Raw genomic sequence first — 11,729 nt, 5'->3', positions numbered from 1 at the left:
CCGTCGCGCGCCGCGGCCAGCCCGCCGCGCGCCGAGGCGTACGTGGTGGCCCAGGACAGCACCCGCTGCCGAGCCGAGCCGGTCGCGGCGATCGCGTCGGCGCCCCCCCCCCCCACCACGGCGAGCAGGGTCAGGTCAGGTCGGCCGCCTTGGCGGTACGCAGCCAGACCGCGGTGTCGGCCGGCAGCAACCCGTCGTCGAGTGGCCCACTGGCCAGCAGCAACTCCCCCTCCGCCGGCATCGGAACCGGCGAGTCGGAGAGGTTGACGACGCAGGCGAAACCGCCGCCACGACTGAAGGCGAGCACCCCGTCCGGGGCGGGCAGCCAGGTCAGCTCCCCGTCGCCGAGCGCCGGGTCGGCCCGCCGCGCCTGGATCGCCGCCCGGTACAGCTCCAGCATCGAGGCCGAGTCTCCGGTCTGCGCGCGGGCCGTCCGGTCCTTCCAGTCGGCCGGCTGGGGCAGCCAGGGCGCTGCGGCACCGGCCGGACTGAACTCGAACGGCGGCTCGTCACCAGCCCACGGCAGGGGTACGCGGCAGCCGTCCCGGCCCGGGTCGATCCGGCCGGACCGTTCCCACATCGGGTCCTGACGCAACGCGTACGGGATGTCCTCGACCTCGTAGAGGCCCAGCTCCTCGCCCTGGTAGACGTAGGCGGCTCCGGGCAGCGACAGCGAGAGCAGCGCGGCGGCCCGGGCGCGACGGGTGCCCAGCTCCAGGTCGGTGGGGGTGCCCTCGCGCTTGGCGGCGAAGCTGAACCTGGTGTCGGCCCGACCGTAGCGGGTGACGTGCCGGGTGACGTCGTGGTTGGAGAGGACCCAGGTGGCCGGCGCGTTGACGGGCGCGTGCGCGCTCAACGTCCCGTCGATGCTCTCGCGCAACGCGGAAGCGTCCCAGGCGCAGCCGAGGAAGTCGAAGTTGAACGCGGCGTGCAACTCGTCCGGGCGCAGGTAGTTGGCGAACCGCTGCCGGTCCGGCAGCCACACCTCACCGATCAACGCGCGGTCGGCGTACTCGTCGGCGACCCGCCGCCAGCCCCGGTAGATGTCGTGCACCCCGTCGAGGTCGTGGAACGGGTGCGGCTGGTCGGGCTGGACCTCGGGCAGCGTCCCGTCCTTGACCAGCAGCCCGGCCGAGTCGATGCGGATGCCGTCCACGCCCCGGTCGAACCAGAACCGCAGGATGTCCTCGAACTCCGCCCGCACCCGGGGGTGGTCCCAGTTGAAGTCCGGCTGCTGCGGGGCGAAGAGGTGCAGGTACCAGTCGCCGGGGGTGCCGTCCGGGTTGGTGGTACGGGTCCAGGTCTCACCGCCGAACTCGCCGACCCAGTCGGTGGGTCGTTCGTCGCCGTTGGGGCCCCGGCCGGGGCGGAACCAGAACAGGTCCCGCTCGGGAGCGCCGGGCCCACCGGCGAGCGCCGCCTGGAACCAGGGGTGCGCGTCGGAGCAGTGGTTCGGCACCACGTCGACGATGGTCCGGATGCCCAGCGCGTGCGCCTCGGCGATCAACGCCTCGACCTCGGCGAGGGTGCCGAAGACCGGGTCGATGTCACGGTAGTCGGACACGTCGTAGCCGGCGTCCGCCATCGGCGAGGGATACCAGGGGCTGAACCAGATCGCGTCGACGCCGAGCGCGGACAGGTGATCCAGCCGGGACCGGATGCCGGCGATGTCGCCGATGCCGTCGCCGTTGCCGTCGGCGAAGCTCCGGGGATACACCTGGTAGATCACCGCTCCACGCCACCACGGACTGCTGTCTGCTGTGGACACGAGCACCTGCTTTCTGGGTCAGTACGTCGGCGGGTTCGCCGGACCTGTATGTGTGTCGGGGCGAACGACGGTTGTTCGCCGCGGGGTGTTGCGGTCGTGGCTATCCCTTGATGCTGCCCGTGGTCAGCCCGGACATGATGTTCCGTTGGAAGATCAGGAAGATGATGACGGTCGGGATCGCGGCGATGACCGAGGCGGCGATCACCACGTTCATCGGCGTGCCACCGGCGAAGGCGTAGATGCCGACGCTGACCGTCCGGGTCTCCGGCGACGGCATGACCAGCTTCGGCCAGAGGAAGTCCTTCCAGACCGCCGTCACCGCGAAGATCGAGACCACGCCGAGGATGGGGCGCGACAGCGGCAGGATGATCGACCACAGCGTGCGCAGCGACGTCGCCCCGTCCATCAGGGCGGCCGCCATCAACTCCTCCGGGATCGAGTCGAAGAACCGCTTCAACAGGAAGATGTTGAACGCGTTCGCGACCAGGGGCAGCCAGATGGCGAACGGCGAGTCGAGCAGGTTGATGTGCAGGATCGGCAGGTCGATCACCGTCACGTACTGCGGAACGATGAGCACCATCGCCGGGATCATCAGCGTTCCCAGCATGAGGGCGAGGATCACGTTGCCGAAGATCGGCCGAAGCTTCGACATCGAGTACGCGGCGGCGGTGTCGAAGACGAGTTGGAACAGCACCGCGCCGGTGGCGTAGTAGAACGTGTTGAACAACAGTTTGGCGAGGTCCAGGTTGTTCCACGCGTCGATGTAGTTCTGCGGCTGGGGGTCCTTCGGGAACAGCGAGGGCGGGGTCTGCGCGATCTCCTGACCGGACTTCAGTGCGCCGGTGACCATCCAGTAGAGCGGCCCGAGGAAGACGAGGGTGAACCCCACGACGACGACGGTGAGCAGAGACCAGTAGATGAACCTGCCGCGCCCACGGCGAAGCTGCGCGGAGGAGATGAGGGTCCGGGTGCCGGAGTCCTGTGCCATGTCTCGCCCGTCCTAGTCCTGTTTCGCGCTCAGCCGCAGGTAGGCGGCGGAGAAGCCGGCCAGCACCACGAGCATGATCACACCGAGCGCCGCAGCGCCGTTGAGGTCGTTCTGGAAGAAGCCGTGCTGGTAGATGAGGTACGCCACCGACGTGGCGGAGTCCTCCGCGCCCGCGCCGTTGGCGAGGATCAGTGGCTCGATGAAGAGCTGCATCGTGGCGACGATCTGGATCATCGCCAGCAGCGCGAGGATCAACCGGGTCTGCGGGATCGTCACGTGGCGGATGCGCTTCCAGATGCCGGCACCGTCGAGCTCAGCGGCCTCGTACAACTCGCCGGGGATGTTCTGCAACGAGGCCAGGTAGATCAGCACCGCCCCGCCCATGTTCATCCAGGTCGACGCGAGCACCATCGCCGGCATCGTCATCTCGGGCGACTGCATCCACTGCGAGGTGGGCAGGTGCAGCGCCTTCAGGATCGCGTTGAACAGACCCGCCTCGCTGGGGTCGTACGCGTAGAACTTGAAGAGGTACAGCGCCGAGGCCGGCGGCAGCATGACCGGCAGGTAGACCAGGATCCGCAGGTACCCCTTGGCGTGGCGGAACTCGTTGAGCAGAACCGCCACGAAGAACGGCACCGCGTACCCGAGGACGAGCGCGAGCAGCGTGAAGTAGAGCGTGTTCTGCCAGGCCGGCCAGAAGCTCGGGTCGGCGAGGATGCGGGAGTAGTTGTCCCAGCCCACCCAGGTGGTCTCGCCGCGCCGGGTCCGCTGGAAGCTCATGACGATGCCGCGGATCATCGGGTACCAGGAGAAGACGACGAAGCAGAGCACCGCGCCGATCAGGAACGCGTGCCCGGTGAGGTTGTCCCGTACCTTGCGGCCGAAGCTCGTGCGCTGCGCCCCGGCCGCGTACGGCGACGGCGGGCGGCCCGGTTTCCTGGGGGTCTCCGGGACGACGGTGATCGCCAAGGCAACTCCTGGGTGAGTTAGTGACGTCGAGATGCGGTGCGGGTGGTGTGTGGGGGCCGGGTCGGCGTCCCGGCCCCCACACGCTCGGTCAGCTCTCCGCGGCGAGGAGCTGGTTGACCTTCTCCTCGGCGGTCTTGAGCAGTGCGTCGATGTTCGAGTTCGGGTTGGTCAGCACACCTGACATAGCGGCATCGAGCACCGCGTAGATCGCCTGCGCGTTGCGCGGCTCACCCTTGATCGCAACCGGGGTCGCCTCGAAGAGCGCGAAGTTCGCGGTGTCGACGTTCGCGTTCGCCTTGCGCAGCTCCAGCTCCTGCTTCTGCGCCTCACTGCCGTTGGCGAAGAGCAGCGGCTGGGGCAGGCCCACCGGGTAGTTCTGCGGCTTGGCCCGGACGTAGTCGAACTGACCCTTGCCCGGGGTGAGCTTCTGGTACGCGATCCACTTCAGACCGGCCTTGACCTGCTCGGGCGTGAGGTCCTTCTTGAAGAAGTAGCCCTCGCCACCACCGAGCGTCCCCTTCGCCGCGCCGTCCTGGCCGGGCAGCGGGCTCATCGCCCAGTCCTGGAACTTGCCCTGGAACTGGCTGACGATCGCCTGGGTGGCGTCCGGCGCGCCGATGAACATGCCGACCTTGCCCGCGCCGGCGTTGGTCAGCAGGTCGCCCCACTGGAGCAGCTGGCGGGCACCCATGCTGTTGTCGCCGTACCGCATGTCCTTGAGGTTCTGCAGGACCTGCTTGCCCATGGCGTTGTTGAAGTCGGCCTTCTTGCCGTCGGCCGTGAGCACCTGGCCGCCCTGCGAGTAGAGCAGGGAGGTGAAGTGCCAGCCGCCGGTGTTGCCGGCGCTGTACTCCGAGTAGCCGGCGATGCCGTTGCCGAGCGCGGAGATCTTCTTCGCGGCGGCCCGGACGTCAGCCCAGGTCTTCGGAGGGTTGTTCGCGTCGAGCCCAGCCTGCTGGAACAGGACCTTGTTGTAGACCAGGCCCATCGAGTAGTTCTTCACCGGAACGGCGTAGAGCTTGCCGCCGTCGGTGAAGACCCCCTTGAGCGCCGGGTCGACGCTCTCCCAGGTCGGGATCGTGTCCTTGTTGGCGTACTGGCTGATGTCCATCGCCTGACCGGAGTCGAGCACCTGCTGGAGATCGGTCATGTACCCGTAGAACACGTCGGTCACGGTGCCGCCGGCGAGACGGGCGGTGAAGTCCGGCGGGTTGTTGCACTGCTCGCCGACGCTGACGCTCTTGATGGTGATGTCCGGGTTCTGCTTCTGGAACTCGGCGACATCGTCGTTCCAGTTCTTCAGCAGCTCTTTCTGGGCACCGACGGGCTGGCAGTCGACCGTGATGGTGACCTTGCCGCCAGCGGTCGCGCCCTTGTCGTCACTCTTCGTGGAGCACGCCGTGAGGCTGAGCCCCAGGCCGGCCACGAGCGCGACCGCCGCAGCCTTTCGGTATTGCGGTACGGACATCTGTCCATCCCTTCGGGAACGGGTGTCTCCAATGACCTTCGCTGATCTGCGGTGATGCGACCTGACGCCCAGTAGCTGCGTCGGAGCCAGGTGTGAGTGGAGTCACTGTAGCGAGGCCGACTCATTTCAGCAAGGTGTCGACCCTGTAGCGAAAGGACACGACATGATGACGGCAGATGTTGGCAAGCCTTTGAAAGTAGCCGGGAATGTCGCGCTTTGCTCCCTTATGGCGGGTCATTCGATCGGTTCGATGAAGCTCACTGCGAGCAACGACGAAAACGGCCGCCGACCGCGTGAAGCGGTCGACGGCCGAAGCGTCGTTCGGTGGTGGTGCCGGGCGGCCCCAGGGGGCGGCGCGGGGGCCGTGCCTAGCGGCCGGGGGCGGGCGCGGTGGAACCCCGCACCACCAACTCGGGCTCGAACAGCAGCTCGTCCTGCAGCACCCCGGCACCTTCGATCTGGGTGACCAGCAGGTCCACGGCGGCCTGCCCCATCGTCTCGATCGGCTGCCGGACCGTGGTCAGCGGCGGATCGGTGCAGGTCATGAACGCGGAGTCGTCGAAGCCCACCACCGACACGTCGGCCGGCACCGAGCGACCCAGCCGCCGGGCCGCACGGATGGTGCCCAACGCCAGTACGTCACTGGCGCAGATGATGCCGGTGACGCCACGCTCGACCAGTTTCGTCGCGGCGACCCGCGCCCCCTCCATCGAGAAACTGGACCGCTCGACGCACTCGGCGTCGCCCTCGCCCCAGCCTGCGGCCCGGATCATCGCGTCCAGTTTGCGGCGCGACGGCACGTGCCCCTCCGGACCGAGCACCATCCCGATGCGTTCGTGCCCGAGCGAGCGCAGGTGCCCGTACGCCTGCTCCACAGCCACCGCGTCGTCCGTCGAGACCCGGGGGAAACCCAGCTCGTCCACACCCGCGTTCACCAGCACGACCGGAAGACCCCGATCGGTCAGCCGACGGTAGTGGTCGTGTCGCGCGTCGGCGAGCGCGTACGAACCACCGGCGAAGATCACCCCGGAGACCTGGTGGTCGAGGAGCATCTCCACGTAGTCCATTTCGGAGACGCCGCCGATGGTCCGGGCGCAGAGAGCCGGCGTGTAACCGCGCTGGGCGAGGGTCCCCGTGACGACCTCGGCCAACGCCGGGAAGATCGGGTTCTGCAACTCGGGCAGCACCAGCCCGACCAGCCGGGCACGTTCGCCACGCAGCTTGGTCGGCCGCTCGTAACCGAGCACGTCCAGCGCGGTCAGCACCGCGGTCCGGGTCGCCTCCGACACCCCGTCACGGCCGTTGAGCACCCGGCTGACGGTGGCCTCGCTGACGCCCGCCTTCTTGGCAACTTCAGTCAACCGCTTGGTCACAGTCGCAATCGTACGTCACCGCAATGAAAGAAATGAACAGCAAAATGGCTGCCGCTTGCTGGCCGGCTGCCGCATTTTTCCCATCGCCGACCAGATCCGAGGCGGCCATGATCGACTCGGTTTTCAGGGACATTGCGGTGTTCTAGTGCCCGGATACCGCGACTTTCGGAAACGCGAGTGGATCATGCCCAGCCCGCGCGCGGCATCGCCACGCGCGGGGAGCGGGGCGCGGGGCGCGGATCAGGACAGGTCGCGCAACGCGGTCTCGATGGCCCGGTGGAAGGTCGGGTACGCGTAGATCATGTGCCGGAGCTGGCTCAGTGGCACCGCCGCGTGCACCGCCACCACCAACGCGGACAGCACCTCGCCGCCGGCCGGACCGACCGAGGTCGCGCCGATCAGCACGCCCTGGTCGGCGTCCGCGACGAGCTTGATGAAGCCCTCGTCGCCGACCTGGTGGATCCAGCCCCGGGTCGAACTGCTCAGCTTGGTGAAACCGACCTGCACGTTGATGCCCCGATCGCGGGCCTGCCGCTCGGTGAGCCCGACCGCGCCGACCTCGGGATCGGTGAAGGTCACCCGGGGCAGCGCACGGTAGTCGGCTCGCGGGACGGTGCCGGCCGAGCCGCTCGACCCGCTGGCGGCCAGCGAACTGGACGCGCCCATCGCTCCGCCGACCACGCTGGAGGTGCCGCTGGCGTCCGCCCCCGCCTTCGCCTGCCGGGCCTGGGCCAGGATGTCGGCGATCACGATTCCCGCCTGGTACATGGCGATGTGGGTGAAGGCGCCCTCACCGGTCAGGTCGCCGACCGCCCAGACGTGCTCGGTGACGTGCAACCGGTCGTCGACCGGCAGGAAACGCTGGCTGCCGTCCAGGCCGATCGTGTCCAGCCCCAGCTCGGCGAGGTGGGCCTTGCGCCCGGTCACCACCAGCAGTTGGTCGGCGGTGTATGCCGCACCGCCGCTGCCACGCAGGGTGAACCGGTTGCCGTCGTGCTCGACCCGTTCGGCGCGTACCCCGGTGTGGATTTCCACGCCGTCGGCGCGCAGCGCGGCGGCGGCGACCTCGGACGCCTCCGGTTCCTCGACGGCCAGCACCCGGTCGAGCGCCTCCACGACCGTCACCCGGACGCCGAAGCGGGCGAAGACCTGTGCCAACTCCAGACCGATCGCGCCGCCGCCGAGCACCAGCAGCGACTCCGGCAGCTTCTCGACCTCGATCGCCTGATGGTTGGTCCAGTACGGCGTGTCGGCCAGGCCGTCGATCGGTGGCACCGACGGACGGGTCCCGGTGCCCAGCACGACCCCGTACCGGGCCTCGAACACCTGGTCACCGACCCGGACCCGACGCGGACCGTCGAGACGGCCACTGCCCCGCACGAGCCGGCCGCCCTTGCCGACGAACCGCTCGGCCGCGACCGTGTCGTCCCAGGTGTCGGTGGCCTCCTCGCGGATCCGCTTCGCCACCGGCGCCCAGTCCGGCTGGACCTGTGCCGTCCCGGCGAGCCCGTCGACCCGGCGGGCCTCGGCGAGGGCGTTGGCCGCCCTGATCATCATCTTGCTCGGGATGCAGCCCCAGTAGGGGCACTCCCCGCCGACCAGGTCCCGTTCGACGCCGACGACGCTCAGGCCGGCCTCGGCGAGCCGCTCGGCCACCTCCTCGCCGCCAACCCCGAGCCCGACAACGACCACATCCACCAGCTCCGGATCTGCCACCGGAACAGCATCCCCCAGCGACACCACCCGAACCACCGGGGCCGGAGAAAAGTCGGCGCGCTCACCGGTCCGGGCCGCCTACCGTGACGGCATGCACGCACGCTTCGCCCCGGTCCGGGACTGCTTCCACGACCTGCTCACCTCGGGCCGGGAGACCGGCGCCAACCTGGCCGTCTGGTACGACGGGCAGCCCGTCGTCGACCTGGTCGGGGGTCACCGGGCCGGCGCCGAACCGTGGCGGCCGGACACGCTCGCCAACGTCTACTCGGTCGGCAAGCCGGTGGCCGCACTCTGCCTGCTGATGCTCGTCGACCGGGGCCGGGTCGACCTCGACGCGCCGGTCGACCGGTACTGGCCGGAGTTCCGCACGCCGGCCACCGTGCGTCAGGTGTTGTCGCACACCGCCGGGCTGCCGGCCTTCCCGGTGCCCCGACCGGCCACCGCGGTCGCCGACTGGGCGCTGCTCACCGGCGACCTGGCCGCCGCCGACCCCGAGTGGTCGCCGGGCTCGGTGGCCGGGGAGCACGCCTGGACGTACGGGCACCTGGTCGGCGAGTTGGTCCGCCGGGTCGACGGGCGGTCGGTGGGCCGGTTCCTGGCCGAGGAGATCGCCGACCGGTGGCAGCTCGACCTCGGCTTCGGGCTGACCGAGGCGGACCAGCGACGCTGCGCCGACCTACGCTACGGCGACCCCGGCTGGCCGATCCGGGCGCTCGGTGAGCCAGGCTCGCTGCGGGCGCGCGCGATGGGCAACCCGGCCGGAGGGCTGGACCTGGCCGTGCTGAACAGCCCACTCTGGCGCGGCGCCGAGGTGCCCGCGGTCAACCTGCACGCCACCGCGGCCAGCCTGGCCCGGCTCTACGCCGGCCTGCTCGCCGGTGGTGTCCTGGACGGGGTCCGGCTGGTCAGCCCGGAGCTGGTGGCGGAGGCGACCCGGGTCCAGTACGACGGGCAGGACCTGGTGCTGGACCGCCCCGCCCACTGGACGCTGGGCATGCAGTGGGAGCCGGACGGCAGTTGGGGCATGGGCGGCCTCGGCGGCAGCAGCGCGTGGGCCGACCCGGAGCGCGGTTACGCCTTCGCGTACGCCACGGCGCACCTGGCCGAGCACGACCGGGTGGACGAACTCGTCGAGGTGCTGCACTCCTGCCTCTGACCGCTTGTCTCAGCGCAGCCAGACGGGATCGGCGCCGGGCACCGAGAGCGGCGGCGGATAGTCGAGCGTCCGGCGGAGCGTCTCGGGCAGCCGCCACGGTTGGTGCACGGCCCTGCCCCGCACCCCCGACAGCTCCGGCACCCACCGGCGCACGTAGTCGCCCTGCGGGTCGTACCGTTCGGCCTGCCGAACCGGGTTGAACCCCCGGTACGGCTTGGTGTCGTTGCCGGTGCCGGCGACCCACTGCCAGTTGCCGGAATTGTTGGCCACGTCCCCGTCGAGCAGCCAACGGAAGAAGACCGCCACCCCGGACCGCCAGTCCTGCCCGAGGTGCTTGGTCAGGTAGCCGGCCGTGATCAGGCGGGCCCGGTTGTGCATCCAGCCCTGGGCTCGCAGCTGCCGCATCCCGGCGTCGACGATCGGCATTCCGGTGCGTCCCTCGGTCCAGGCCGCCAGGGCATCGTCGTCGTAGCGCCACTGCTCGGTGGCGCCCCGCCGGTACGCCACGGTCGAGATCTCCGGAAAGGCGGCGGTGACCTGGTAGTAGAAGTCCCGCCAGCAGAGCTGCCGGACGAACGGCCCGGACCGGTCCCCGGCGCGGTTGGCCACCGCCAGTGGGGACACGCACCCGAAGCGCAGGTACGGGCTGAGCCGGGAGGTGTCGTCACCGGCCATGTCGTCGTGCTGGTCGTCGTACCGGTGCAGGTCGGGCAGCCAGTCGGTGAGCCGCTGCCGGGCAATCCGCTCGCCGCCGACCGCCGCGTCCGGCGAGTCTCCCGCCGGCGGCTTCGGCAGACTGCCCACTCGCACGCCGCTGGGCAGCGCCACCCGGTCCGGCGCGGCCAGCTCCTCGCGCCACCGGCGGGCGGCCCAGGACCGGTGGTACGGGCTGAACACCCGGTAGTGGTCGCCGCCGCCACCGGGTTGGAGCGCACCCGGCTCGACCACGGTCAGCCCGGGAAACAGTCGCAGGTGCAGCCGATGCTGCTCGCACTCGGCACGCAACCGCCGCTCCCGACGGTGGGCGTGGTGGCTGACGTCGGCGGACAGGGCGACGGCGGTGGCACCGACCTCGCCGGCCAACCGGATCGTCTCGGCCACCGGGTCACCGTGCCGCACCACCAGGTCGCCACCACGATCACGGAGCTGGGCGCGCAGCTCGGCGAGCGCCTGGTGCAGAAACCGGGTGCGGTTGGCCGACAGGCCGGCCAGCGCCGGGTCGAGCACGTACAGGGGCACCACCCGGTCGAACGCGGCGCAGGTGGTGGCCAGCGCCGGATGGTCGTGCACCCGCAGGTCGCGGGTGAGGAGCACGATCGCCGTGCTCGCGGTCACCGGGTCTCCGGGCGGACCGTCGGCCCGGGGATGGTGACCGGCGTACCGGTCGAGGTGAGCAGGGCACGGGCGGCCACCGCCATCCGCCGCCGCTGCGGCACCAGGGCCCGGCGGGCGAAGACGTCGTAACCCTGCGCGGCCACCTCGTCGAGGATGCCGCCGTAGAGCGCGTACGCGGTGCGCATGCAGGCCTGCGAGGCGGGCGCCAGCATGGTGATGCCCGGAGCGGCGGCGGCGTAGTGCGCCTGGGCGCGGGTCACCTCGTACTCGATCAGCTCGCGGGTCCGGTGCGTACCGCGGCCCCGGGCGTTGGCCTCGGCCAGCTCGTCGCGGGTCACACCGAACTTCGCCAGGTCCTCGTCCGGTAGGTAGGTGCGACCCCGGTCGAGGTCCTCGGCGACGTCCCGGATGAAGTTGGTGAGCTGGAAGGCGAAGCCGAGCTGCCGTGCCGGCTCCCGGGCCGCCGCCGGGTCGGAGCTGCCCAGGATCGGCAGCATCATCGTGCCGATCACCGCCGCCGAGCCCTCCATGTAGTCGAGCAGGTGGTCGTACGTCGGGTAGGAGGTGACGGTCAGGTCCATCGCCATGCTCTTCAGAAACGACGCAAAGTCGTCCCGGTCGAGATCGAAGACGGCGATCGTGTGCAGGACCGCCGGCAGCAACGGGTCGTCGACGGGAGCTCCGTGCAGGCCGGACACGAATCGGCTGGCCCAGTCGTCCAGGAGGGCGGCCCGCTCGACCTGGGGAAGGTCCTCGGTGCGGTCCACGATCTCGTCCGCGTACCTGGTGAACCCATAGAGGGCGTGCACATGTCGTCGTTTCCAAGCGGGGAGCAGTCGAGTGGCGAGATAGTAGGTGCGGCCGTGACGTTTGTGCAGCTCACGGCACCGGTCATAGGCAGCGGTGAGATCAGTTTCCACCGGCCCTCCTCATTTATCGACGCACCAATCGACGCA

General features: G+C 70.1%; 10 protein-coding genes. 1 reads left to right on the top strand and 9 read right to left on the bottom strand.

The features are described from left to right. Positions 1-130: 130 nt before the first annotated feature. The 7 genes from ABGB10_RS29635 to ABGB10_RS29605 form a co-directional block, all read right to left on the bottom strand. Complete coding sequence (locus ABGB10_RS29635; protein ID WP_347664280.1) at positions 131-1,768, bottom strand: glycoside hydrolase family 13 protein; 1,638 nt, start codon at positions 1,766-1,768, stop codon at positions 131-133. A gap of 100 nt (positions 1,769-1,868) precedes the next feature. Then, the gene (locus ABGB10_RS29630) at positions 1,869-2,756 is read right to left on the bottom strand and encodes a carbohydrate ABC transporter permease (RefSeq protein ID WP_347664279.1); all 888 of its coding nucleotides are present in this window, start codon (positions 2,754-2,756) and stop codon (positions 1,869-1,871) included. A 12-nt stretch (positions 2,757-2,768) separates the two neighbouring features. Continuing rightward, entirely contained in the window at positions 2,769-3,725 is a 957-nt protein-coding gene (locus ABGB10_RS29625) for a sugar ABC transporter permease (protein ID WP_347664278.1), read from the bottom strand. 88 nt (positions 3,726-3,813) lie between these two features. After that, on the bottom strand, positions 3,814-5,193 hold the full coding sequence (locus ABGB10_RS29620) for an extracellular solute-binding protein (protein WP_347664277.1): 1,380 nt from the start codon (positions 5,191-5,193) through the stop codon (positions 3,814-3,816). A gap of 368 nt (positions 5,194-5,561) precedes the next feature. Further along, positions 5,562-6,566 (bottom strand): LacI family DNA-binding transcriptional regulator, encoded by a 1,005-nt coding sequence (locus ABGB10_RS29615; RefSeq protein ID WP_347664276.1) that lies wholly within the window; start codon positions 6,564-6,566, stop codon positions 5,562-5,564. Then, a complete protein-coding gene (locus ABGB10_RS29610; RefSeq protein ID WP_347664275.1) occupies positions 6,547-6,699 on the bottom strand; it encodes a hypothetical protein in 153 nt (50 codons plus the stop codon). The genes ABGB10_RS29615 and ABGB10_RS29610 overlap by 20 nt, the downstream gene beginning before the upstream one ends. Positions 6,700-6,806: 107 nt before the next feature. Then, positions 6,807-8,282 carry an FAD-dependent oxidoreductase gene (locus ABGB10_RS29605; RefSeq protein WP_347664274.1) on the bottom strand — a complete coding sequence of 492 codons (1,476 nt, stop codon included), beginning with the start codon at positions 8,280-8,282 and terminating at the stop codon, positions 6,807-6,809. A 91-nt stretch (positions 8,283-8,373) separates the two neighbouring features. On the opposite strand from ABGB10_RS29605, the gene ABGB10_RS29600 reads away from it, so the two are divergent. Next, entirely contained in the window at positions 8,374-9,438 is a 1,065-nt protein-coding gene (locus ABGB10_RS29600; RefSeq protein WP_347664273.1) for a serine hydrolase domain-containing protein, read from the top strand. A gap of 9 nt (positions 9,439-9,447) precedes the next feature. On the opposite strand, the gene ABGB10_RS29595 is transcribed toward ABGB10_RS29600, so the two are convergent. Both ABGB10_RS29595 and ABGB10_RS29590 read right to left on the bottom strand, forming a co-directional pair. Then, a complete protein-coding gene (locus ABGB10_RS29595) occupies positions 9,448-10,773 on the bottom strand; it encodes a deoxyribodipyrimidine photo-lyase (protein ID WP_347664272.1) in 1,326 nt (441 codons plus the stop codon). Further along, positions 10,770-11,693 carry a phytoene/squalene synthase family protein gene (locus ABGB10_RS29590; RefSeq protein ID WP_347664271.1) on the bottom strand — a complete coding sequence of 308 codons (924 nt, stop codon included), beginning with the start codon at positions 11,691-11,693 and terminating at the stop codon, positions 10,770-10,772. Before ABGB10_RS29590 ends, ABGB10_RS29595 begins: the two co-directional genes overlap by 4 nt. Positions 11,694-11,729 lie beyond the last annotated feature (36 nt).

Source organism: Micromonospora sp. B9E7 (genome assembly GCF_039871815.1).
Lineage (GTDB): Bacteria > Actinomycetota > Actinomycetes > Mycobacteriales > Micromonosporaceae > Micromonospora.
The sequence above is the reverse complement of the archived record's forward strand: the minus strand, read 5'-3'. Positions and strand labels throughout refer to the sequence as shown.